We start from the raw sequence: 22,913 nt of genomic DNA, 5'->3' as shown, positions 1-22,913 counted from the left end.
GTGTCATTCGCGCGGGATGCCGTGGCGGTCCATGCGCCGGTACAGCGCCTGCCGGCTCATGCCCAGCTCGGCGGCGGCCTGGGCGATGACGCCACCGGCGTGCGACAGCGCGGCGATGATGCGTTCGCGGTCCGGTTCCTCGGCGCCGTGCGCGGCGGTCGGGCGCGCGGGGGCGCGCGGCAGGTTGAGGTCGGCCACCTCGATGCGCGGCCCCTGCGCGAGCAGGGCGGCGCGCTGGATCACGTTGCGCAGTTCGCGCACGTTGCCCGGCCAGGTGTGGCGCTGCAGCGCCTGCGCGGCCTGCGGCGAGAGCGGCTTGTTGTCCTGCCCGAGGAAGAACCGCGCCAGCGGCAGGATGTCCTCGCGGCGTTCGCCCAGCGGCGGCAGCACCAGTTCGACGGTGTTGAGCCGGTAGTACAGGTCTTCGCGGAAGCTGCCATCACGGATCATCGCCGGCAGGTCGGCATTGGTGGCGCTGACCACGCGCACCTTGACCTGGCGCTCGCGGTTGGAGCCCAGCCGCTCGAAGCGGCCGGTTTCCAGCACGCGCAGCAGCTTCATCTGCCCGGTCAGCGACAGGTTGCCGATCTCGTCCAGGAACAGCGTGCCGCCATCGGCGGCCTCGAACTTGCCCTCGCGCGCCTTGTTGGCGCCGGTGTAGGCACCGGCCTCGGCGCCGAACAGTTCGGCCTCGATCAGTTCGGCCGGGATGGCACCGCAGTTGAGGGCGACGAACGGGCCTTTGCGGTTGGGCGAATTGGCCTGGATGATCTCGGCGATCTTCTCCTTGCCGGCGCCGTTGGGGCCGGTGATCAGCACGGGCAGGTCGGAGCGGGCGACCTGGCAGGCCAGGGCGATCACCCGTTCGCTGGCCGGGTCGGCGAACACCACGCCGCGCAGGTCGTAACGCTCGTTCAGGCTCTTGCGCTGGGCCAGCTCGCGCTGGCGGCGACGGGCCAGCTCGCGGCGGGTCTCGGCCAGCTCCAGCAGGTTGTTGACCGTGGTCAGCAGGCGGCCATCGTCCCAGGGCTTGGCCAGGTAGTCGGCGGCACCGGCCTTGACCAGTTCCACCGCGCTGTCCAGGTGGGTCCAGGCGGTGAGCAGGATCACCGGCAGGTCCGGATAGGCCTGGCGGATGTCACGGAACAACGCCTGGCCTTCCTCGCCGGAGGTGGTGTCGGCGGTGAAGTTCATGTCCTGCAGGACCAGGTCGAACTCCTGCTCGGCCAGCATCGCCAGCCCCTGCTCGGGCGAGCTGGCGTGGCGGGTGTCGATGTCATGCAGGGAGAACAGCACCTCCAGTGCGGTGGCCACGGCGGTGTTGTCGTCGATGATCAGGATCTGCGGCATGGGAATCGTGGAAACCGGAAGGGAGGCGGCAACAGGACGTCGGGTCCAGCACATTACACGCTAGCGGTGGCGCTGGCAGCGGGGCCGGTTGCCGGCAGGCCTGGCGGCCCCACTGCCGGAGCGGCGTCATCGTGCGCTGTCGGCGGCAATCGCGCGGTGCCCATAGCTGAGCACCCGCGTGATCTGCCATTGCCCATCGCCCAGGCGCCAGACGATGGTGAAGTCGGCCAGCCCTTCGCATTTGCCGCTGGCGCTGTCGCAGAAACGGTGCTGGCCGCGCGCGATGGCGCCGAAGTCCTTCACCGGGAAGACCTCCAGCGTTTCCGGCAGCAGTTCGCGGGTGAAGTGGCCGCAGGCATGCCTGGCGGTGTTGGCGAGCATGGCATCACGCGTCCAGGTGACGCCGCCGGTGTCGTGGTAGAACTCCACCGCCGCATCGAAGTAGCTGGCGTGGCGACGCAGCTGCGCCGGGTCCGAACAGTGGTTGAAGCTGTCGAACACCGCGTGGTCCAGCGCGGTGATGGTCGCGGTCAGGTCGTCTCCTTCGGCGGCCATCGCCGGCGTGCAGGCCAGTGCGAGCAGCAGGGGGAGCAGGGGGGTCTTCATCGATACCTCGCCAGGTTCAGGCGCTGCGCGTGGCAACGGCCGGTGGGATGGAAGCCGCCCGGCGCGCCGGGCCGAGCACCGCCAGCTGGCCAAGCAGCCAGAGCAGCAGCGCGGCGACGGGCAGGTAGGCCAGCGGCAGGCGTGGCAGCTCGTAGTAGTGCATCAGCAGCAGGTTCAGGCCATAGGCCAGCAGCAGGCCGAGCACGATGCCGGCGCTGCTGAGCATGAAGTTCTCCACCTGGAAGTAACGCAGGATGTTGCCGCGCGTGGCCCCCAGTGCCCGCCGGATACCGATCTGCTTGGTGCGCTGCTGCACCCAGAAGCTGGCCAGGCCGAGCACGCCGAACGCGGTGACCGCCAACAGCGCGGCGCTGACGGCCAGCAACAGCCAGATCACCGAGCGGTCGCGCTGGTGGAAGTCGGCACGCATCTGTTCCAGCGTGCCCTGCTGTTCGATGAGGCGGTTCGGGTCGGTGGCGTGGAGCGCGTCGATGGCGGCCTTCAGCACCGCCTCGCGCTGGTCCGGCGTGGTGCGGATCGCGTACGCACCATTGGAGACCCGGATCGGGAACATCATGGAGTGGTAGCGGTTGGCGAAGGTACCCGCCTCGCCCGGCGCGAGCAGGTCCTCGATCACCCCGACCACCGGTGACGGCGGTTGTTTCTCGCCCCACACGTATAGCTGCTTGCCCACCGCGTCCTGGCCCGGGAAAAGCGTCTGCGCCAGCGAACGGCCCAGGATGACGGCGGGGATGCCGGTGCCGACCTGGTTCGGATCGAAGCTGCTGTTGTCGATGTATTCGTCGGGGTTGAAGCCGCGGCCCTGGGCGATCCGCAGCGCGAAGGTCTGCTGCATGCGGCCATCGTCCATGTAGATGGCCGCGGTCGCGGAGGGACGGGTCTGGCTTGCCTCCAGACGCACATCGGAGGACCAGATGTTGCCGCCATAGGGGATCTGGTTGACGCTGCTGACCGCCTGCACGCCGGGGATCGCGGCCAGCGCCTGGAGGTCCTGCTTGCGCAGTGCGTCCATGTTGACGTCCGGCAGCAGGCTGCTGGTGGCCAGGTAGACCAGCTCGTCATCGGCAACGCCGCTGCTGAGCTGCAGCTCGGCGATGCGGTTGCGGATGATGAACACCGCGTTGCAGATGATGGCGCAGCTCAGTGCGATCTCCAGTACGATCAGCAGGGCGGCGGTCTTGTGCCGCGACAGCGTGGTGAGGATGGGGAGGATTTCCATGGTCATCTGCCTGGGAGTGCGGGGAGCGCGTCGGACGATGGACGGAGTCCTGAAAAAAGGGGGAGAGCCGGAGCGTCCCTCCCCAAGCAGGTTCGGTCCGAAGCGTATTACTGGCTCTTGAGCTGCAGGGCTGGCGGCACCTTCATCGCGCGCCATGCCGGCAACAGGCCGGCAAGCAGGCTGACGGTGACGGCCAGGGCGAAGGTCAGCCACAGCGTGGTGGTGTCCATGTGGGCGAGCTTGGCGTACTCATCGGGCTGCTGGCGGATCAGCCACAGGCCGAAGGCGGCGAAGCCCAACCCCAGCGCGCCGCCGACGAAGCCGATCACGCCGGCTTCGGTCAGGCATTGCCGGAAGATATCCGCGCGGGATGCGCCGAGCGAGCGGCGGATGCCGATCTCGCCGCTGCGGCGCAGGAACTTGGCCAGCAGCAGGCTCACCGTGTTGAGCAGGCAGACCAGCAGGAAGCCGAACGCCAGCCACATCTGCAGGCGCACGTCGTTGGGCACGATGCGGTTGAAGTCCAGCCAGTCCATCACGCTGTACAGGCGCACGTTGGTGGGGCGTTCGAAGCGACCACTGGCGCGTTGGCTGTCGGAGTAGTCGGCCAGGTACTTGAGGTAGTCCCGCGCCTTCTGCGGCGAGTCCAGCTCCACCCAATACTGCAGCCATGCGCAGGGCGCGTTGAGGCCATAGTTGCCGCCGTCCACGCCGCTGCTGTTGCCCCAGCAATGCACGCTGCCCTGCGTGTCCAGCTTCAGTGCGCGCGAGGTCGAGAACGGCAGCAGTACCTGCTCGTCGCCACCGTAACGCTGGCTGCTCAGGTCGTAGAAGCGCGGGGCCGGGCGCCAGTCGTCCATCACGCCGACCACCCGGAACACGCCCTGCGGCAGCCGCATTTCCCGGCCCACCGCGGTATCGTTGCCGAACAGGGTGGCGGCCAGCTTGCGGTCGATGACCGCCACCTGCGCGCGGGCCTCGTCATCGGCCGCGTTCCAGGCATTGCCGCTGTGCAGCGGCACGTCGAACATCGCGAAGAAGTCGGCCGAGGTGTAGCGCGCCATCGCCCGGAACGGCTGGGCCGCGCTGCCGGCTGGCTGCACGGTGACCGCGCCGGCCGACATCACCGCCTGGCGGTCGGCGCGTTTCTGCCGCAGCAGCTCCTCGGCGTCATAGCGGCTCATCTGCCGCGGTGGATCCTTGTCCAGTGTAGCGTCCTTGCCCAGCGTGCGGGGTTCCAGCTGCGCGTAGTACAGCTGGCCGCTCTTGTGCGGGATGGGGTCGCCGGAGAGCACGAAGTACAGCCCCAGCGTGGTCATCGTCGCACCGATGCCGACCGCGATGGTCAGCACCATGAGCGTGGTCAGCACCTTGTTGCGGCCGAAGCCGCGCAAGGCCAGTTGCAGGTAGTAGCCGAACATGGGATCCCTTTGTCGTGGTCAGGCGCTGCGGGTGGCCACGGCCGGCGGGATCGAGGCGGCACGACGGGCCGGGCCGAACACCGCGATCTGCCCGATCACCCACAGCAACACCGCACCGACCGGCAGGTACAGCAACGGCAGGCGTGGCAGCTCGTAGCGCCCCATCAGCCAGTAGTTCAGGCTGTAGGCCAGCAGCATGCCCAGCACGATGCCGATGCCGGCCAGCAGGAAGTTCTCGGTCTGGAAGTAGCGCAGGATCTGGCCGCGGGTGGCGCCCAGGGCGCGCCGGATGCCGATCTGCTTGGTGCGCTGCTGCACCCAGAAGCTGGCCAGGCCGATGATGCCCACCGCGGTCACCAGCAACAGCAGGCCGCTGACGATCAGCAGCAGGCCGATCATGTCGCGGTCGTTGGCGAAGTTCTTGGCGCGCTTCTCCTCGAGTGTGAGGTTGGTCCACACCAGCCGGTTCGGGTCGTTCTTCTCCAGGGTCGCCAATGCCTGCTTCATCACCTCGTCGCGGCGCGCGGGGTCGGCGACGCGGATGATGTAGCGGCCACCGCCGGAGAAGCTCATGCGGATCGGGAAGATCACCCCGTAGGTGCGGTTGTTGTTCTGCATGTTGGGGCGCAGCAGGGTCTTGGCCACGCCGACCACGGTGATCGGGATGCCCAGCATGTAGACGGTCTTGCCGACGGCGTTGCCATCGGGGAAGAACTGCCGGGCCATCGCGTCGGTGAGGATGGCGCTGGAAGGCATCTGCTCGGTGGCGGTGGTCTTGGACAGCTCTTCGTTGCTCCTGTACTCGTCGGCATTGAAGTCACGGCCGGCGAGCAGCTCCAGTCCCAGCGTCTTCACCATGTTCTCGCCGAACATGTACTGCGCGCCGTTGACCGACTGCGCATCGGGTTCAGGGCTGGCCGACAGCGAGGTATTCCACGAGCCGCTCTGGAACGGCAGCTGGTTGGTGATGGCGACGTTCTCCACGCCGGGGATGGCGCGCAGCGTGGCGATGTCTTCGGCGGTACGCGCATCGGCATCGACCTGCTCGCCGATGCCGCTCAGGCCGATCTCCAGCAGGTGGCTTTCGTCGATGCCGCTGGGGAGTTCCATGACTTCGATGCGCTGGGAGACGATGAACAGCGCGTTGCAGATGATCGCGCAGCTCAGCGCGATCTCCAGCACGATCAAGGCGGCGGCGGTCTTGTGCCGCGACAGCGTCGAGAGGATGGGGCGGATTTCCATGCGGGTTCTCCGGTGGAGCGAGGAGTAAGGTGAAGAGGTGCGAGGATGAAAGGGGAGTGGATCGAACCCTTCTTCAACCCCGCCCCCCGCCAGGCGTTGGGGACGGCACTACGCGGAAGGTCGTGGCGTGGCGGCTTGCCGCCGCGCACGCCCCGGCCCGGTACCTCATTGGCTCTTCAGCTGCAGTGCGGGCGTGACCTGCATGGCCCGCCAGGCGGGCAGGACGCCGGCCAGCAGGCTGGCGAACACGGCCAGCGCGAAGGTGACCAGCAGCATCGAGCCGTCCAGGTGGGCGAGCGAGGCGTACGCGGCGGGGCGCTGGCGTACCGCCCACAGGCCGAGCAGCGCGAACACCAGGCCGAGCATGCCGCCGGCCAGGCCGACGGTGCCGGCCTCGACCAGGCATTGCTTGAAGATCTCGCTGCGGCTGGCACCCAGTGCGCGACGCACGCCGATCTCGCCGCTGCGGCGCAGGAACTTGGCCAGCAGCAGGCCCACCGTGTTGACCAGGCACACCAGCAGGAAGCCGAAGGCCAGCCACATCTGCAGGCGCACGTCGCCCGGCACGACCTGGGTGAAGTCCATCCACTCCATCACGTTGCGCAGGCGGGTGTTGGCCGGGCGCTCGAAGCGGCCGGAGGCACGCTGCTGTTCGGAATAGTTGTCCAGGTAGGCCTTGAAGTCACCGGCGTCGCTGGGCGAATCAAGCTCCACCCAGTACTGCACCCACGAGCAGGGCACGTTCAATGCCTGCGCGTCGTTGACGATCTCGCGGCCGAAGCAGTTCATGTTGCCGTTGCGTTCCAGCTTCAGGTCGATGAAGGTGGAGAACGGCAGCAGCACGCTTTCCTCGCGGTCGAAGCGGCCGGTGGTGATGTCGTAGAACTTCGGGCGCGGGTTCCAGTCGTTCAGCACGCCGACCACGCGCATCGCATGGCCTTCGATCAGCACGTCCTTGCCGACGCTGTTCTCACCCTTGAACAGCTTCTCGTTGAGGGACTTGCTGAGCACCGCCACGCGGCTGCGGCCGGCGTCCTCCCCAGCGCTCCAGCCGTTGCCATACAGGAAGGGGGTCTCGAACATCGGGAAGAAGTCGGCCGAGGTGTAGCGCATCTCGACGCTGAACGGCTTGAGCGCGTCCACGCGCGGATCGAGGATGCCGCCGCCGCCGGTCATCATCGCCTGGCGCGGTGCCTTCTTTTGCCGCAGCAGTTCCTCGGCATCGAAGCGGGTCAGCTGCCGCTCCGGCTCCTCGCCCGGCTGGTAGCCCTCCTTCGTGTAGGGGTCCAACTGCACGTAGAACAGCCGGTCGCTCTTCTGCGGGATCGGGTCGCCGGAGAGCACCTTGAACACGGTCAGCGTCGTCATCGCCGCGCCGATGCCCAGGGCGATCGCCAGCACCATCAGCGTGGTGAGGATCTTGTTGCGACCGAAACTGCGGATCGCGAGTTTGAAGTAGTAGCTGAACATGGGAAGTCCTCGGCGAGGTCAAACGCTACGGGTGGCGACGATGGGTGGGATGGCAGCCGCGCGCAGGGCAGGGCCGATCACGGCGACCTGCCCGAGCAGCAACAGCAGTACGGCGCCGACGGGCAGGTAGTACAGCGGCAGGCGGTCGATCTCGAAGTAGTGCATCAGCACCTGGTTGCCGGCGAAGGCCAGCAGCATCCCCAGCACGATGCCGAAGCCGGTCAGCAGCAGGTTCTCGGTCTGGAAGTAGCCGATGATCTGGCGCCGGGTGGCCCCCAGCGCACGGCGGATGCCAATCTGCTTGGTGCGTTGCTGCACCCAGAAGCTGGCCAGGCCGATGATGCCCAGCGCGGTCACCAGCAGCATCGCCAGGCACACGCCGAGCAGCAGGCGGGTCATCGCCCGGTCCTGGCGGAAGTAGGTGTCACGCAGCTGGGCCAGCGTGGCGCTGTAGTCGCTGGACAGGATGGCTTCGGGGGTGACCTTGGAGGCAGCGGCCGCCGCGTCGCGGATGATTGCCGGCAGGTCCGCCGCATCGGCGCGCAGCACGTAGGTGCCGCTCTGCGCGTGGGTGAGGACCGGCACGATCACCGACCATTGCGCGCTGGCCACTCCGCTCTCGCTGCGGCCCGGGTCGGGACGGGCGAAGTGTTCCAGCACGCCGGCCACGGTGAAGCGGTTGCTGGACATCCAGAACTGCTTGCCGAGCGCCGATTCCCCCGGCCACAGGTGGGCGGCCAGGGCGCGGGTGATCCACACCTGGGCGCTCTCGGGCAGGTAGTTCTCCACCGGCTGGAAGTCGCCATCGGTGAAGCTGCGGCCCTGCACCGGCTTGAGCTGCATCACGTCGATCGCGCCGGGGTCGAGCAGGTAGAAATGCGGCACGCCGCCGAAGTGCTTGCCTTCGGGGTCCAGGCTGATGCCGGCGGTGCCGGCACGCTGGCCGAACGGCACGGCGTTGACCACGCCCACCGCCTGCACGCCGGGCTGGCTGCGCAGCTGCTGCAGCCAGCGGCCGTTGAGTTCGGCCGGCTGGCAGCCGTCGCAGTCATCGAGGCTGAGGGCGGCGACGCGGCTCTCGTCCACGCCGCTGTTCATGCCGATCATGTCCATGCGCGAAACCGCCAGGAACAGCGCGTTGCACAGCACCGCGCAGGCCAGCGCGATCTCCAGGGTGATCAGGGAGGCGGCGATGCGGTGGCGCGACAGTGCGACCAGGATGGGTTTGATATCCATGCTTACAGTGCCTTGATCTGCAGGGCCGGGTCGATGCGGGCGGCGCGCAGCGCCGGCAGCAGTCCCGCCAACAAGGTGGTGACGACGGCAACGGCCAGGGTCGAGCCGAGCATGGTGAGGTCCAGCTGCATCATGTCCGCGTAGGCCAAGGGCTGCTGGCGGATGTTCCACAGACCGAACGCGGTCAACAGCAAGCCGCCCAGGCCGCCGGCCAGGCCGATCAGCGCCGCTTCGATCAGGCACTGCTGGAAGACCATCGCGCGGGTCGCGCCCAGTGCCCGCAGCACGCCGATCTCGCTGGTGCGGCGCAGGAACTTGGCCAGCAGCAGGCCCACCGTGTTGAACAGGCAGATGCCAAGGAAGGCCAATGCCATCCACGCCTGCAGGCGGACGTCACGCGGCACCACGCCGTTGAAGTCCAGCCACTGCATCAGGCTGGAAAGACGCGCCAGTTCCGGCTGGCTGATGCGGCCCAGCTGCTGTTGCTGCTGCACGTAGCCCTGCAGGAACCGCTCGTAGGCGCTGACCTGCGCCGGCGTGTCCAGCTGCACCCATTGCTGCAACCACACGCAGTTGCTGTTCTCCAGGTGGCCGGGCTGCTCGGGCAGCCCCCAGCAGGTGAACTGCTGGAAGTTGCCGGCATTGACCTGCAGGCTGCTGAACAACGGCATCATCACGTCCTGCGGCGCGCGGTAGAAATCGGCGGTGTCGCCCTGGGAGAAGCGGCCACCGGCCACGGCGTAGTAGAGCGGTGCCGGGCGCCACGGCTTGAGCACGCCGACGATGCGGACCTCGCTGTCGCGGATGCGCAGCATCTGGCCGACGCTGTCCTTGCCGCCGAACAGGCGCTGGTTGAGGTTCCAGGAGATCACCGCCACGCGCGCACGGCGCTCGTCGTCCTCGCGCGACCAGCCGCTGCCATAGGCCATCGGCACCTGGAACATCGGGAAGAAGTCGGCCGTGGTGGACAGCATCGGGGTGATGCTGGCCGGCGCGCTGCTGGTGGGGGCGGACAGCTTGGCCGGGCTGTTGGCGACCAGTGCCTTGCGCTCGGCCGGGCCATCGCGCCAGAGATCGACCGCCGAGGTGTAGTCGAGCATGTCCAGCGGATCGACGCGCGGCTTCTCCCCGCGCGGGGACGCATCCACCTGCGGGTAGTACAGGTGCTGGCTGCGCCCGGGCAGGGGATCGCCCGAGAGCAGGTGCATCACCGTCAGCGTCGTCATCGACGCGCCGATGCCCACGGCGATGGACAGCACCATCAGCCCGGTGAGCACCGGCGTGCGCCGCAGGCTGCGCATGCCTTGCTGCAGGTAGTACGTGAACAGCGACATGCGTGGTCCTCAGCCCTGCGTGTTGGTTTCGGCGATGCGCGAGGCGTGGGCCAGCACCGGTTCACGCAGCAGGTCGGTGGCCTGGCCGTCGACGATGTGCACGTTGCGCTGGGCGCGTGCAGCCAGCTCCGGGTCGTGCGTCACCATGACGATGGTGGTGCCCTGGGAGTTGATCTCCTCCAGCAGCTCCATCACGCCGCGGGCCATCTGCGTGTCCAGGTTGCCGGTCGGTTCGTCGGCCAGCAGCAGGCGCGGGCTGCCGGCCAGGGCGCGGGCGATGGCGGCGCGCTGCTGCTGGCCGCCGGATAGCTCGGCCGGGTAATGCTTCATGCGCGAGCCCAGGCCGACGCTGGTCAGCGCCTGCTCGATGCGCTGCTTGCGCTCGGCCGCGCCCATGCCGCGATAGCGCAGCGGTACGTCGACGTTGTCGAACAGGTTGAGGTCGGGGATCAGGTTGAAGCCCTGGAAGATGAAGCCGATCTTCTGGTTGCGCAGGCGCGAGCGTGCGTCGTCGCCGAGGTGGCTCACGTCCTGGCCATCGAGCAGGTACTGGCCGCTGGTGAAGGTTTCCAGCAGGCCGGCGATGTTGAGGAAGGTGGTCTTGCCCGAGCCGGACGGACCGGTGACGGCGACGAACTCGCCTTCGCGCACATGCAGGTCGAGCGAGCGCAGCGCGTGGGTTTCAACCTGTTCGGTGCGGAAGACCTTGGAGACCGATTGCATATGGAGCATGTCTATTTCCTTTGGGGACGAGGTTGCGGGGCAGCGGGGAACAGGGCGCTGGGAGCAGGGCGGTGGTTGGGCGCGGAGCCGGTTGGACGGCGGCCCGTGCCCCGCTCCCGGCGTTCAATCAATTGATGGAGACGCGTTCGTTGTCGCCGAACAGATCCGCGCCGGAGACCACGATCTTTTCGCCCGGTTGCAGGCCGGACACCACTTCCACCTCGCCCAGGCTGCTCACGCCCAGCTGCACGGGGCGGCGGGTGGCGATGCTGCCGGTGACGACGTAGGCGTAACGGCCGCCGGATTGTTCGACGAACGGGCCGCGCTCGACCTTGAGCACGTTGCGGCGGGTGTCGAGCAGGATGCGCGAGCTCATCCGCTGGCTCTGGCGCAGGCCTTCGGGCTGCTTGTCGGAGAAGCGGATGCGGGCCACGACTTCACCGTTGACCACCTCCGGCGACACCGCCGAGATCTCGCCGGGGAAGGGCTGGCCGCTGCCGCTGGTCAGCTGCGAGGGCATGCCGATGGCCAGTTCGCGGGCGAAGCTCTCCGGCACCTTGATCTCGACCTCGAAGCGGGACAGGTCGACCACGCTCAGGATCGGGGCGTTGGTGGCGACCTGGGTGTGCTGGGTGGCCTGCACCTGGCCGACCTGGCCATCGAACGGGGCGCGCAGGGTCAGCGCATCGACCTGGCGCTGCACTTCGTTGACCACGGCCAGCTGGCGCTCGGCCAGCAGGCGCTTGTTGCGGGCGTCCAGGTCGGCGCCGCGGCTCTGCAGGGTGGCGTCCTGCTGGGCGTGCTGCAGCTCGATCTGGGCCTTCTTCAGTTCGTCCTGGGCCTTGGCCAGGTCCACCTGCGGCACCGCGCCGCCGTCGAAGCCGCGCTGGTAGCGGTCCAGGTCGCGCTGGGCGGCGATGCGCACCAGGCCGGCTTGGTCGGACATCTTGGCGCCGGTGGCGCGGGCCAGGGTGGCGTCCAGGGCGGCGCGGCTGGCCTCGGCCTCCAGGCCGGCCAGGGTGGCCTGTTCCTGGGCCAGCTTGCTGCGCAGTTCCGGGCTGTCGATCACCGCCAGCTCCTGGCCCTGCTTGACCACGTCGCCGGCCACCACCTTCAGGGTCACGGTACCGGCGGAGATGGCGTACAGCACCGGGCTGTTGGCGGCGATCACGCGGCCGTCGGCGGCGATGTCGCGGACCAGGTCGCCGCGGCCGACTTCGGCGATGCGCACACGGCTGCTGTCGAAGGAGCGGCTGGCGCCGGCCCACTTGTTGGCGATGAAGCCGATGCCGGCCACCACCGCGACCGTGGCCACGGCGGGCCACAGCCAGCGGCGCCACTTGGGCTGCTGGGGCTGGGTGGAGACTCGGTCCTGGGCGGAGGTGTCGCGGATCATCGTGGGCTTCGCAGCAGAGGTTGCTATTGGTTAAGCACGCGGCGTGCCAACTTCAACATATTGAAATTGTTGAAATAAATTCGATGGCTGGGGGTGTCCGGGTGTCCGCGGACACTTCTGCGGACAGTGTCCGCGCGGGTTGTCCGGCAATGTCTGCTGGATGTCCGAACCGGCTGACTTAGAATGTCCGCCTGTTATTCCAGATGGACGAACTATGTGCGGGATTGTGGGTGCGATCGCCGATCGCGATGTGGTTCCGGTACTGATTGAAGGACTCAAGCGTTTGGAGTACCGCGGCTACGACTCGTCGGGCATCGCGGTATTCGAGGGGGACGGCATCCGCCGCGTGCGCCGTACCGGCCGGGTGGCCGAAATGGAGAGCGCCGCCGCCGCCGAGCACTTCCAGGCGCAACTGGGCATCGGCCATACCCGTTGGGCGACCCATGGCGGGGTGACCGAGTCCAATGCCCATCCGCACATCAGCCACGGCGTGGCGCTGGTGCACAACGGCATCATCGAGAACCACGAGGAGCAGCGCGAGAAGCTGCGTGCGCTGGGTTATGCATTCGAGTCGCAGACCGATACCGAGGTCATCGCGCACCTGATCCACCACCACCTCAAGGCCGATCACGACGACCTGCTCGGCGCGTTGCAGCGCACCGTCAAGGAGCTGACCGGCGCCTACGCGCTGGCGGTGATCAGCCAGAAGGAGCCCGAGCGCATGGTGGTGGCGCGGATGGGCTGCCCGCTGCTGGTCGGCCTGGGCGACGGCGAGAACTTCGTGGCCTCCGATGTCTCGGCCATCATCCAGGCCACCCGCCGGGTGATGTTCCTGGAAGAGGGGGATACCGCCGAGCTGACCCGCCAGGGCGTGCGCGTGTTCGATGCCGACAATGCCCCCGCGCAGCGCGAGCAGCGCCTGTCCGACGTGTCGCTGGCCTCGCTGGAGCTGGGCCCGTACCGCCACTTCATGCAGAAGGAAATCCACGAGCAGCCGCGAGCGCTGGCCGACACCGCCGAAGCGGCGATCGACGCCGGTGGCTTCCCGGCCACGTTGTTCGGTGCCAACGCCGAAGCGGTGCTCAAGGACATCGAGGGCGTGCAGATCCTGGCCTGTGGCACCAGCTACTACGCCGGCCTGACCGCGCGTTACTGGATCGAGGCCATCGCCGGCCTGCCGTGCAGCGTCGAGATCGCCAGCGAGTACCGTTATCGCGCGGCTTACGCCAACCCCAGGCATCTGGTGGTCACCATTTCCCAGTCCGGTGAAACCCTGGACACGATGGAGGCGCTGAAATACGCCAAGTCGCTGGGCCACCTGCACACGCTGTCGATCTGCAACGTGCCCGAGAGCGCCATCCCGCGCGCCAGCGAGCTGGTCTGCTACACCCGCGCCGGCGCCGAGATCGGCGTGGCCTCGACCAAGGCCTTCACCACCCAGCTGGCGGCGCTGTTCCAGCTGACCGTGGTGCTGGGCAAGCTGCATGGCAGGGTCGACGCCGCGCAGGAAGCGGACTACCTGGAGCAGCTGCGCCACCTGCCGGGCAGCGTGCAGCATGCGCTGAACCTGGAGCCGCAGATCATTGCCTGGGCCGAGCGTTTCGCCGGCAAGTCCAATGCCTTGTTCCTGGGCCGCGGCCTGCATTACCCGATTGCCCTGGAAGGCGCGCTCAAGCTCAAGGAGATCTCCTACATCCACGCCGAAGCCTACCCGGCCGGCGAGCTCAAGCACGGCCCGCTGGCGCTGGTGGACGCGGAGATGCCGGTGGTGGTGATCGCGCCCAACGACAGCCTGCTGGAGAAAGTGAAGTCCAACATGCAGGAGGTGCGTGCGCGTGGCGGCGAGCTGTTCGTGTTCACCGACCAGGACAGCAACTTCAATGCCTCCGAGGGCGTGCACGTGATCCGTACCCCGCGCCACGCCGGGGTGCTGAGCCCGGTGGTGCATACCATCCCGGTGCAGCTGCTGGCCTACCACACGGCGCTGGCCCGAGGCACCGACGTGGACAAGCCGCGCAACCTGGCCAAGAGCGTGACAGTGGAATGATGGCTGTCACGTGAGCGTAACCGGGGCTGCGGATAATCACCTCCAGCAGCCCGGTTCTCTCTCCCCCGACGCTGTGAGGAAGCCCGGCCATGCGCCGGGCTTTTCTTTTGCCTGTTCGCGGCACGGGCTGCAGTGGCGGGGAGTGCCTGGCCGCCGGGGCAGGGCATCGGTCCGGGCGACCGATCAGCGTCGGCATCCGGCGAACGTCAAGCGGCGGCGTTCGCGGACATTCAGTGGCGGTTTCGCCCGCGGTGCCATGCTCCGGATCGTCATCCGGTTCCACGACGAACCATCCCATTCGTGGCGACATATGCCGCCGGGATGCAGCCGTAGAATCGAAGTGGCACAGGACGAGGCGTGCAGTTGCACCGGCCCCGTCCGCGATGCAGCGCCCTGCCTGCCGACGACGCGTCCAACGGCAGGCAGGTGCGCCACAAGTGCGCTGGAAGATCTGTTCCCGGGAGGGGCGTATCGGCAGAGCACGGTTTCGACTTCAGTGACCTGCAACAGGAAACAAGAATGAACGTCCGAGAACTTCTGCAATCGAAGAAAGAAACTGTCATCACCATCGACACCCACGACACGATCGGTGCCGCCGCGCACAAGATGAGTGCGAACCGGATTGCCGCACTGGTGGTGCTCAATGACGACGCACCGGTGGGCATCATTTCCGAAAAGGACATCGTGCGCGCGCTGGCCGACGATGGACCGCAGGCGGGACGCCGGGTGATCTCGAGCCTGCCGTCGATGGGACTGGAAGGCATCGCGCCCGAAGCCAGCCTGAAGCAGGCGATGTCGTTGATGACCTACTCGCGGCGTCGCCACCTGATGGTCACCGAGGGCGGGCGGCTGGTTGGCATCCTCAGCCTGGGCGACATCGTCAAGAACCTGCTCGGCGAACTGGAGCTGGAGAAGGCCGTGCTGCAGGACATCTACATGGCCGCGCACTGAGGCGGTCACCGGCCCGGAAGGTGGTGAATCACGGCCAGGTGCATCCGCACCTGGCCGTTTGCGTTACCCGGTCCGGCGCGCCAGCCGGGGGCGGCAGGACCACGGTGTCGGGAACGCGGCGACAGCGGCCGTGCAGGCGACACGCGCCGGTGCCGCAGTGCGGGCGCATGCCCGCGCATGGATCAGAACGTGACCTTCACCGAGTCGGCGCTGTAGCGCGCCGGGCCGTGGTAGACCACTTCGATGTTGTTGCCATCCGGGTCGAGCACGAAGGCGCCGTAGTAACCGGGGTGATAAGGGCGCTCGCCAGGGGCGCCGTTGTCGGTGCCACCGGCGGCCAGCGCGGCCTTGTGGAAGGCATCGACGGTGGCGCTGTCGCGCGCCTGGAACGCCAGGTGGTGGCGCCCGGTCAGCTGGCCGGCGGCGGCTTGGCTGCTGGCGGTGGAAATGAACAACTCGTCGGCCCAGAAATAGTCATCGCCTTCGCCGGCGATGGGAATGCCGATCGCATCGAACACTGCCTGGTAGAAGCGGCGGCTGGCGGCCAGGTCACGTACCACCAGTTGCAGGTGATCGATCAGGCGGCCACGGTGCAGTTCCATGGTTTCCATGCAGACCTCGGATGAAGGTGGCGGAGGGGACCACTGGGGCCCGGCGCCATGATGCGCGGGATGCCGTGATCCCTCCGTTACCCACTGCCGTCAGGTGTTGGAGATGATTTCCACCCAGTAACCGTCCGGGTCCTTGATGAAGGCCAGGTGCTTCATGCGGCCATCGGCCAGGCGCTTCTGGAAGGGCACGTCCAGCGCCTCGAAGCGCGCGCAGGCGGTTTCGATGTCCGGCACCGACACGCAGATATGGCCGAAGCCACGCGGGTCACTATTGCCGTCATGGTAGACCGGGCCATCCTGGTGCTCGGTACCGTGGTTGTGGGTGAGTTCCAGCACGCCGGGAATGCCGGCCATCCAGCGGCGGCGTTCGGCGTCGTCGGCCGGGACCGGGGTGCCGGCCGGTACGTAGGCCAGGAAGTACAGGCTGAAGGCCGCTTCGGGGAAGTCGCGCTGGTCGATCAGCTGGAAGCCGAGCACGCGGGTGTAGAAGTCCAGCGAGCGGGTGATGTCCTTGACCCGCAACATGGTGTGGTTGAACACGAAACCATGGGTTTCGGCGGGAACTTGCGCGGCCACGCCGGGCTGCTGACGGAGGGATTCAACGCTCATCGATTACATCCTGTTGCAGTGAATGGGGGAGGGAAAACGGGTTGTCGCGGCAGCATCGGGAATGTTGCATCCGTAATCAACAACGCCGGGAAAAGTTGCACCGGAAATCAGTTTTCCAGCCAAAACCAGTGCTTTGGTGCATCGACAGAAAAAATCGTCATTGCCATGCCCGGCGCATCTTGGCGCTGGCAGATGCGCTGGCTATGCTGCGACGCAGGATAGTCGTTGCCGCTCTGCGATCCGCTGAAGTGCGCGTGCATTGCACTTGAATGGGGCGGAGACGACGCCGGTACAAGGGGTGTACCGGCAATTGCGCAGGGGGCGCACCCACGGACTGACCCACGCCGGAAGCCAGCACAGTTGACAGGCTTTCTCCGGACGCGCTATTGATTGTATGTATATACAAATATACGAGGACCGTCGGGCCCCATGCCGTACCGCTGCTGGCTGCCACTGCTGCTGATCTGCGTGCTCGCGGCCGAAGGCGTGCTCGGGGCGTGGGTGGGCGCGCGCATGGCGCTGGACACGGCGGCCAGCGTGGCCGCCGCCGGCGATGTGGCGGCACAGGCGGACTGCGCGCCGTCCAAGCCGGTCCTGGCCAAGGCCCATGCCGGCCATGGCAAGCCCGGCGGCACCGATGCCACCGATTGCACCTGTGGTGACAGCACCGGCTGTGAATGCGCCTGCGTGCTGGCGCTGTATCCACCCACGGCGGTGGCGTTGTTCGCCGGCAGCTACCCGCCGGTCACCTTCGATGTCCCCTTGCCGGTACTGCAGTTGCCGGCCAGCAAACTCTCCCGGGTATTCCGACCTCCCATCGCCTGAGCGGTGTTTTACGCGTCGTGACGACGCTGCAACGCCCTTGCGCGCGCATCTGCGCACGCCCAGCCCAGAGACAGGTTCCCCAGCGGGAGAGAGACCATGTACGTGAAGTCCAACGCCTTGGCCGTGGCCATTGGCAGTTTGTTGAGTGTGGCCGCCATCCAGGCCGCACAGGCCCAGGAAAACCAGAACGAAGCCGCCCGCACGCTCGATGCGGTGCAGGTCACCGGCAGCCACATCAAGCGCGCGCAGTTGTCCGGCGTCGGCCCGGTCAGCGTGGTGGATGCCGAGGCGATCGAGCGCTCCGGCGCCACCTCGGTGGAAACGCTGCTGCAGCGCCTGCCGGCCTCGGCCGGCTTCGCCGGCAGCCAGAGCAACGCCTATTGGGCCGAGAACGGCTACGGCACCACCCAGGTCAACCTGCGCGGCCTGGGCATCAACCGCACGCTGGTGCTGCTCAACGGCCGCCGCATCGTCAACGGCGGCACCGGCGCCAACAGTTCGGTCGACCTGAACGTGATTCCGGTATCGCTGATCGAGCGGGTGGAAGTACTCAAGGACGGTGCCTCGGCCATCTACGGCGCCGACGCGGTGGCCGGCGTGGTCAACATCATCACCAAACAGGGCTTCGACGGCGCCGAGCTGGCCGTGCGTTATGGCCAGACCAGCAAGAGCGACGGCGAGGAAACCTCGGTGGACTTCAGCTGGGGCGTCACCGGTGAGCGTGGCTCGCTGATGGCGGCGATCAACTACTACGACGGCGGCTCGGTGAACATGGCCACGCGCGCGCCCTGTGGCCTGATCGAATCCGACGGCAAGCTGGTGTGCTCGGGCAGCTCGACCACCGTGGGCGGTCGTGCGCTGCTGGCCGATGGCAGCCGCGTCAACTTCAACCAGGTGCTCGGCGGCGACGGTGATTTCTACGAGCCGTACTCGGCGGCCAAGCACAACTACAACGGCAACCCCACCCTCAATGCGGTCAATCCGATCGAACGCCTGAGCTTCAGTGTGTTCGGCGACAGCAAGCTCAACGACACCACCGAGGCCTTCGTCGAGCTGATGTACACCAACCGCCAGTCCAGGCAGCTGGCAACGGCCGGCGCGCTGGGCGTGTACCGGCCGATCAACATCGCCGCCGATCACCCGACCAACCCGACCGGGCAGGACCTGTTGCTGCAGCGCCGTCGCCTCGAGGAAGCGGGCCCGCGCCACTTCTTCCAGGAAACCGATACCTGGCGCGTCGTGGCCGGGCTGAAGGGCCAACTGGGCACCAGCTGGGACTGGTCGGCGGCCTTCAACTGGGGCCGCAACACCGGCGTGGACGGCTCGGACAACGTGGCCAACCTGGACCGCGTCGAGCAGACCTTGGACCGCGCGCTGTGCAGCCCGCTGCCGGGTGCCGCCATTCCCTGCGGTGACTACCTGGGCTACGGCGACCTGAGCCGCGAGGTGCTGGACTACATCCTGTACAGCTCGCGCGATACCGGCGGCAACGAACAGAAGAGCTTCACCGCCAACCTCAGCGGCCAGGTCTTCGAGCTGCCGGCCGGCTGGGTGGGCTTCGCCGCCGGCGTGGAAGTGCGCAAGGAAAGCGGTTGGCGCGATCCGGACCCGCTGACCGTGCTCGGCATCGGCAACACCAACCAGCAGGATCTGATCCATGGCGAGTACACCGCCAAGGAAGTGTTCGCCGAGCTGGCCATCCCGCTGCTGCAGGACAGCGTCATCGCCGATTCGCTGTACCTCAACCTGGCCGGGCGCGCCTCGGACTACGATCTGTTCGGCCGTGACTACAACTACAAGGTCGGCCTGGACTGGCAGGTCAACGAATCGCTGAAGCTGCGCAGCACCTACGCCACCGCATTCCGCATCCCGAACATCCCGGAGCTGTTCGGGGGCGTCGCCGAAGGCAACCTCACCACCACCGACCCGTGCAGCAACTGGAGCAGCCTGCCGTCCGATTCGGTGGTGCGCGCCAACTGCCAGGCCTACGGCGTGCCGGCCGGCTACGTGCAACCGGGCAACACCATCCTCACCACGTCCGGTGGCAACGCCGACCTGAAGCCGGAGGACGCCACCTCCTTCACCGCCGGCGCGGTGTGGACGCCTGCGTTCGCCCCGGGCCTGACGCTGACGCTGGACTACTACAACATCCGCATCAAGAACGCGATCCAGCGCATCGCCGGTTCCACCAAGCTGGCCATCTGCTACAACACGCCGGGGCTGGCGCACCCGTTCTGCGATGCCAGCAACTTCACCCGCAACCCGCGCACCGGCGAGGTGGACTACCTGTCCTCGCAGCCGGTGAATGCCGCCAACGAGCGGGTCAGTGGCGTCGACCTGGGCGCGCTGTACGAGTTTGACGTGGCCGGCTTCGATGCCAGCGTCAGTGCCGACGTGTCCTACCTGCAGCGCTATGACGTGCGGCCGTATGAAGGTGCCGATGTCATCGAGTACGCCGGCAAGATCACCGGTGGCCGCGGCAGCTATGCCAAGTGGCGTGGCCTGGTGGCCTTCAATGCCAGCCGCGCGCAGTGGTCGGGCACCTGGTCCACCCAGTACATCGGACGTGCCGAGGACATCAATGCCACGCGCGGTGACATCGGCGACCATGCGCCGTCGGTGTTCTACCACAACCTCCAGTTGAAGTACGCCGTGAACAAGGCGCTGGATGTCTCGCTGGGCCTGGACAACGTCTTCGACAAGAGGCCGCCCTTCATCCAGAGCTACACCGACGCCAACACCGACACCATGACCTACGACCTGCTGGGTCGCCGCTGGTACGCACGCATCGGCTACCGCTGGTGACCGCTGGCGCCCCGCCGGACGACGGCGGGGCGCGACGCTGAGTGAGGATGACTTGATGAAACCCGCATTCTGGGCGCGACGCGCCCACAAATGGATCGGCCTGGTGATCGGCGTGCAGGCGCTGCTGTGGATGCTCAGCGGCGTCTACATGACCGTGGTGCCGCTGGACGTGATCCACGGTGACCACCTGGCGCACGTGCATGGCGAGCCGCTGCCGCCGCAGGCCGCCCGCATCGATGCCGATGCCCTGGTGGCCCGCCACCCGCAGCTGCAATCGTTCCGGCTCAAGCATGTGCTGGACCGCGAGGTCTACGAAGTGCGCAAGGGCGGCGCGAAGTTCCTGGTCGATGCCGGCAGCGGTGAACGCCTGCCACCGCTGGACCGTGACGGCGCGATCGCATTGGCCCGCTCGCTCTACCAGGGCGATGGCGAAGTGGCGCGGGTGGAATGGATCACCCAGGCACCGTCGGAGGTGAAGACGCGGCCGGTGCCGATGTGGGCGGTGCATTTCACCGACCGCGGCCAGAGCACGCTGTACCTGTCGCCGGACAGCGGCGAACTGCTGGCGCGCCGGCACAGCCTGTGGCGCTGGTTCGACTTCCTGTGGATGTTCCACATCATGGATTACGAGAACCGCACCGACGTCAACAACACCCTGCTGCGGGTGGCCGCGGTGATCGGACTGGGCTTCGCGCTCAGTGGCATCTGGCTGCTGTTCTACAGCTTCGGCAAGCGGAGGCAGGCATGACGCCCTGGATGCGGACCCTGCACAAGTGGGTGGGCCTGGTGATCGGCCTGCAGTTCGTGGTGTGGCTGGGCAGTGGCCTGATGATGGGCCTGCTCGACCCTGATCGGATCGAAGGCACCGCCCAGCGTGCGCCCAAGACCGAGATGCCGGCCTGGCCGTCCGGCACCGTGTCGCCGACCGAGGCGCTGCGCGCGGCCCAGCATCCGGCGGCGACGCTGGACAGTGGCTGGTTGCTGGACATGCCGGTCTACCGCCTGCAGTCACCGGAGGGCACCGAGGTGATCGACGCGCTTGATGGCCGTCGCATCGACATCAGCAACACGCTGGCACTGCGCGTGGCCCAGGCGGCCTACCGCGGTGACGGCATGCCGTCGGCACCCACTTACCTGGAAAAGAGCCTGGAAACGCGGGCCAACCCCGACCCGGTCTGGCAGGTGGACTTCAGCGACGCGCAGGACACCACGATCTACGTGTCCGCGCACAGCGGACAGGTGATGGAGCACCGCACCGCCACCTGGCGCCTGTTCGACATCTTCTGGATGTTGCACATCATGGATTACAGCGAGCGGGTGAACTTCAACAACCCGCTGGTGGTGGGCATGGGCATCGGCGGCCTGTGGCTGGCGTTGACCGGCTTCTGGCTGCTGGTGGCCAGCTTCCACCTGCACGAGTTCATCCCGCGCCGTTGGCGCCGGCGGCGTCAGTTGATGGTGTACGCCCCGGGCGGCGCGCACCTGCGCACGGTGACCGCGGCCAACGGCGACAGCGTGTACGTGGCGCTGGCCCGCGAAGGCGTGAACCTGCCGTCCAACTGTGGCGGCGGGCAGAGCTGCGGCCTGTGTGAAGTCCGCGTGCGCGGCGGCGCAGGCAAGGCCACCGCATCGGACCGTTCGCACCTGCCGGCGGCCAAGTTGAAGGTCGGTTGCCGGCTGGCCTGCAACCTGCCGGTGGACGAGGACCTGGAGATCGAGGTGGCCGGTGGCGCCAGCCTGTGGACCGAGCACTGGGCCACGGTGGTCAAGGTGGTCGCGGTGACGCCGTTCCTGCGCGAGGTCCACCTGCGTCCGGACAACCCGGCCGACGCCCAGTTCCAGCCGGGTTGTTACCTGCAGCTGCACGTTCCCGAGTACGAACTGCCGCGCAGCGCGTTGTGGCATCCGGACGAACACCGCGAGGACTGGAAGCCATTGCCATTGCCGGCCACCCTGCAGAACAAGGCATCGGTGCGTCGATCGTATTCGCTGGCGATGCCGGTGACCGCGACCGAAGGCGAGTTGGTGCTGCTGGCACGCTTCAGCCCCGGATGGCAGGAGAACAAGCGTCATCCGCCCGGCAAGGGTTCCACCTGGCTGTACACGCTGCGGGAAGGGGACCGGGTGCGTTACAGCGGCCCGTTCGGTGATTTCGCCCTGAGCGGGGTCGAGCGCGAGAAGGTGTTCATCGGGGCCGGCGCGGGTATGGCACCGCTGCGCGCGATGATCCAGCAGCGGCTGGAGGAGGGCGGCGGCGAACGCATCCATTACTGGTACGGCGCGCGCAATCGGCGTGATTGTCCGTATGCCGAGCAGATGCAGGCCCTGGCCGCGCAGCACCCGAACTTCAGTTGGCACCCGGTGTGGTCGGAGGATGCGTCGAACGGAACGCCGCGACGCGTGCACGATGCGATCCATGAGGACCTGCTGCGCCAGCATCCGGATCTGTCGGGCTGCGAGTTCTACCTGTGTGGCCCACCAGCGATGCTGTCGGCGACGCGCCAGCTGCTGCGCAAGCTGGGGGTCGAGGAGTCGAGGATTGCTTACGACGACTTCAAGATCTGAGGGGTGGTGGTTGCCTGGGCGCGCTTTTCTGTCCCGCTAGCGGGACAGGGAGCGGCGAGTTCGCGGTGCACATTGATCTCCCTTCTCCCGCCTGCGGGAGAAGGTGCCCCGCAGGAGCGGATGAGGGGAGCGTTTGCTTCGACGTGCTTCAACAGCGCCCTCACCCCAACCCCTCTCCCGCATGCGGGAGAGGGGCTTGAGCAGAAAGTCAGGGCACGCACTGCCGGGGAGCCTCCCTTCTCCCGCCTACGGGAGAAGGTGCCCCGAAGGGGCAGATGAGGGGAGCGTTTGCTTCTGCGTGCTTCAACAGCGCCCTCACCCCAACCCCTCTCCCGCATGCGGGAGAGGGGCTTGAGCAGAAAGCCAGGGCATGCACTGCCTGGGAGTCTCCCTTCTCCCGCCTGCGGGAGAAGGGGCCCCGCAGGGGCGGATGAGGGGAGCGTTTGCTTCGATGTGCTTCAACAGCACCCTCACCCCAGCCC

The 22,913-nt window shown here is 67.4% G+C and carries 19 protein-coding genes; 6 read left to right on the top strand and 13 right to left on the bottom strand.

The genetic code is table 11. The features are described 5' to 3' along the window. Nucleotides 1–3: 3 nt before the first annotated feature. The 10 genes from AC06FE_RS09305 to AC06FE_RS09260 form a co-directional block, all read right to left on the bottom strand. Entirely contained in the window at nucleotides 4–1,350 is a 1,347-nt protein-coding gene (locus AC06FE_RS09305; RefSeq protein WP_478072874.1) for a sigma-54-dependent transcriptional regulator, read from the bottom strand. 126 nt (nucleotides 1,351–1,476) lie between these two features. Continuing rightward, nucleotides 1,477–1,956: a nuclear transport factor 2 family protein gene (locus tag AC06FE_RS09300; protein ID WP_478072873.1), complete on the bottom strand. Its 480-nt coding sequence runs from the start codon at nucleotides 1,954–1,956 to the stop codon at nucleotides 1,477–1,479. A 16-nt stretch (nucleotides 1,957–1,972) separates the two neighbouring features. Continuing rightward, nucleotides 1,973–3,196: an ABC transporter permease gene (locus AC06FE_RS09295; protein ID WP_192287747.1), complete on the bottom strand. Its 1,224-nt coding sequence runs from the start codon at nucleotides 3,194–3,196 to the stop codon at nucleotides 1,973–1,975. Between the two features lie 107 nt (nucleotides 3,197–3,303). After that, entirely contained in the window at nucleotides 3,304–4,617 is a 1,314-nt protein-coding gene (locus tag AC06FE_RS09290; protein WP_446539901.1) for an ABC transporter permease, read from the bottom strand. An 18-nt stretch (nucleotides 4,618–4,635) separates the two neighbouring features. Beyond that, nucleotides 4,636–5,859, bottom strand: coding sequence for an ABC transporter permease (locus AC06FE_RS09285; RefSeq protein WP_132865758.1), 1,224 nt, complete (start codon nucleotides 5,857–5,859; stop codon nucleotides 4,636–4,638). 165 nt (nucleotides 5,860–6,024) lie between these two features. Then, the gene (locus tag AC06FE_RS09280) at nucleotides 6,025–7,329 is read right to left on the bottom strand and encodes an ABC transporter permease (protein ID WP_313252305.1); all 1,305 of its coding nucleotides are present in this window, start codon (nucleotides 7,327–7,329) and stop codon (nucleotides 6,025–6,027) included. A gap of 18 nt (nucleotides 7,330–7,347) precedes the next feature. Further along, nucleotides 7,348–8,565, bottom strand: coding sequence for an ABC transporter permease (locus AC06FE_RS09275; protein ID WP_478072872.1), 1,218 nt, complete (start codon nucleotides 8,563–8,565; stop codon nucleotides 7,348–7,350). 2 nt (nucleotides 8,566–8,567) lie between these two features. After that, complete coding sequence (locus tag AC06FE_RS09270) at nucleotides 8,568–9,893, bottom strand: ABC transporter permease (protein ID WP_478072890.1); 1,326 nt, start codon at nucleotides 9,891–9,893, stop codon at nucleotides 8,568–8,570. A gap of 15 nt (nucleotides 9,894–9,908) precedes the next feature. Beyond that, nucleotides 9,909–10,631, bottom strand: coding sequence for an ABC transporter ATP-binding protein (locus AC06FE_RS09265; RefSeq protein ID WP_132865755.1), 723 nt, complete (start codon nucleotides 10,629–10,631; stop codon nucleotides 9,909–9,911). A gap of 118 nt (nucleotides 10,632–10,749) precedes the next feature. After that, a complete protein-coding gene (locus AC06FE_RS09260; protein WP_192287742.1) occupies nucleotides 10,750–12,018 on the bottom strand; it encodes an efflux RND transporter periplasmic adaptor subunit in 1,269 nt (422 codons plus the stop codon). A 214-nt stretch (nucleotides 12,019–12,232) separates the two neighbouring features. Between AC06FE_RS09260 and glmS the strand changes: the two genes are divergently transcribed. Then, nucleotides 12,233–14,065 (top strand): glutamine--fructose-6-phosphate transaminase (isomerizing), encoded by a 1,833-nt coding sequence (glmS, locus tag AC06FE_RS09255; protein WP_478072871.1) that lies wholly within the window; start codon nucleotides 12,233–12,235, stop codon nucleotides 14,063–14,065. A gap of 519 nt (nucleotides 14,066–14,584) precedes the next feature. Further along, nucleotides 14,585–15,016, top strand: a complete 432-nt coding sequence (locus AC06FE_RS09250) for a CBS domain-containing protein (RefSeq protein WP_132865752.1) — start codon at nucleotides 14,585–14,587, stop codon at nucleotides 15,014–15,016. A gap of 182 nt (nucleotides 15,017–15,198) precedes the next feature. Here AC06FE_RS09250 and AC06FE_RS09245 read toward each other — a convergent pair whose 3' ends face one another. The 3 genes from AC06FE_RS09245 to AC06FE_RS09235 form a co-directional block, all read right to left on the bottom strand. Further along, nucleotides 15,199–15,627, bottom strand: a complete 429-nt coding sequence (locus AC06FE_RS09245) for a VOC family protein (RefSeq protein ID WP_132865751.1) — start codon at nucleotides 15,625–15,627, stop codon at nucleotides 15,199–15,201. 90 nt (nucleotides 15,628–15,717) lie between these two features. Further along, the gene (gene gloA, locus AC06FE_RS09240; RefSeq protein WP_323438698.1) at nucleotides 15,718–16,236 is read right to left on the bottom strand and encodes a lactoylglutathione lyase; all 519 of its coding nucleotides are present in this window, start codon (nucleotides 16,234–16,236) and stop codon (nucleotides 15,718–15,720) included. A gap of 107 nt (nucleotides 16,237–16,343) precedes the next feature. Beyond that, entirely contained in the window at nucleotides 16,344–16,496 is a 153-nt protein-coding gene (locus AC06FE_RS09235; protein WP_478072870.1) for a hypothetical protein, read from the bottom strand. Between the two features lie 169 nt (nucleotides 16,497–16,665). On the opposite strand from AC06FE_RS09235, the gene AC06FE_RS09230 reads away from it, so the two are divergent. The 4 genes from AC06FE_RS09230 to AC06FE_RS09215 all read left to right on the top strand — a co-directional run bounded on the left by AC06FE_RS09230 (nucleotide 16,666) and on the right by AC06FE_RS09215 (nucleotide 22,431). Next, nucleotides 16,666–17,061, top strand: coding sequence for a CopL family metal-binding regulatory protein (locus AC06FE_RS09230; protein WP_478072869.1), 396 nt, complete (start codon nucleotides 16,666–16,668; stop codon nucleotides 17,059–17,061). A gap of 96 nt (nucleotides 17,062–17,157) precedes the next feature. Next, nucleotides 17,158–19,866 carry a TonB-dependent receptor gene (locus AC06FE_RS09225; protein WP_478072868.1) on the top strand — a complete coding sequence of 903 codons (2,709 nt, stop codon included), beginning with the start codon at nucleotides 17,158–17,160 and terminating at the stop codon, nucleotides 19,864–19,866. 55 nt (nucleotides 19,867–19,921) lie between these two features. After that, complete coding sequence (locus AC06FE_RS09220; protein ID WP_478072867.1) at nucleotides 19,922–20,614, top strand: PepSY domain-containing protein; 693 nt, start codon at nucleotides 19,922–19,924, stop codon at nucleotides 20,612–20,614. Next, nucleotides 20,611–22,431, top strand: a complete 1,821-nt coding sequence (locus tag AC06FE_RS09215; protein ID WP_478072866.1) for a 2Fe-2S iron-sulfur cluster-binding protein — start codon at nucleotides 20,611–20,613, stop codon at nucleotides 22,429–22,431. The genes AC06FE_RS09220 and AC06FE_RS09215 overlap by 4 nt, the downstream gene beginning before the upstream one ends. Nucleotides 22,432–22,913: the final 482 nt, after the last annotated feature.

It is taken from the genome of Stenotrophomonas sp. Steno-C18 (genome assembly GCF_056393195.1).
This window is presented reverse-complemented; position numbering and strand designations above follow the sequence as displayed.

Bases quoted from the DNA above. Each gene is read 5' to 3' on its own strand.
- AC06FE_RS09305 (WP_478072874.1), bottom strand. From the start codon at position 1,350: ATGCCGCAGATCCTGATCATCGACGACAACACCGCCGTGGCCACCGCA.
- AC06FE_RS09300 (WP_478072873.1), bottom strand. From the start codon at position 1,956: ATGAAGACCCCCCTGCTCCCCCTGCTGCTCGCACTGGCCTGCACGCCG.
- AC06FE_RS09295 (WP_192287747.1), bottom strand. From the start codon at position 3,196: ATGGAAATCCTCCCCATCCTCACCACGCTGTCGCGGCACAAGACCGCC.
- AC06FE_RS09290 (WP_446539901.1), bottom strand. From the start codon at position 4,617: ATGTTCGGCTACTACCTGCAACTGGCCTTGCGCGGCTTCGGCCGCAAC.
- AC06FE_RS09285 (WP_132865758.1), bottom strand. From the start codon at position 5,859: ATGGAAATCCGCCCCATCCTCTCGACGCTGTCGCGGCACAAGACCGCC.
- AC06FE_RS09280 (WP_313252305.1), bottom strand. From the start codon at position 7,329: ATGTTCAGCTACTACTTCAAACTCGCGATCCGCAGTTTCGGTCGCAAC.
- AC06FE_RS09275 (WP_478072872.1), bottom strand. From the start codon at position 8,565: ATGGATATCAAACCCATCCTGGTCGCACTGTCGCGCCACCGCATCGCC.
- AC06FE_RS09265 (WP_132865755.1), bottom strand. From the start codon at position 10,631: ATGCTCCATATGCAATCGGTCTCCAAGGTCTTCCGCACCGAACAGGTT.
- AC06FE_RS09260 (WP_192287742.1), bottom strand. From the start codon at position 12,018: ATGATCCGCGACACCTCCGCCCAGGACCGAGTCTCCACCCAGCCCCAG.
- glmS (WP_478072871.1), top strand. From the start codon at position 12,233: ATGTGCGGGATTGTGGGTGCGATCGCCGATCGCGATGTGGTTCCGGTA.
- AC06FE_RS09250 (WP_132865752.1), top strand. From the start codon at position 14,585: ATGAACGTCCGAGAACTTCTGCAATCGAAGAAAGAAACTGTCATCACC.
- AC06FE_RS09245 (WP_132865751.1), bottom strand. From the start codon at position 15,627: ATGGAAACCATGGAACTGCACCGTGGCCGCCTGATCGATCACCTGCAA.
- gloA (WP_323438698.1), bottom strand. From the start codon at position 16,236: ATGAGCGTTGAATCCCTCCGTCAGCAGCCCGGCGTGGCCGCGCAAGTT.
- AC06FE_RS09235 (WP_478072870.1), bottom strand. From the start codon at position 16,496: ATGCACGCGCACTTCAGCGGATCGCAGAGCGGCAACGACTATCCTGCG.
- AC06FE_RS09230 (WP_478072869.1), top strand. From the start codon at position 16,666: ATGCCGTACCGCTGCTGGCTGCCACTGCTGCTGATCTGCGTGCTCGCG.
- AC06FE_RS09225 (WP_478072868.1), top strand. From the start codon at position 17,158: ATGTACGTGAAGTCCAACGCCTTGGCCGTGGCCATTGGCAGTTTGTTG.
- AC06FE_RS09220 (WP_478072867.1), top strand. From the start codon at position 19,922: ATGAAACCCGCATTCTGGGCGCGACGCGCCCACAAATGGATCGGCCTG.
- AC06FE_RS09215 (WP_478072866.1), top strand. From the start codon at position 20,611: ATGACGCCCTGGATGCGGACCCTGCACAAGTGGGTGGGCCTGGTGATC.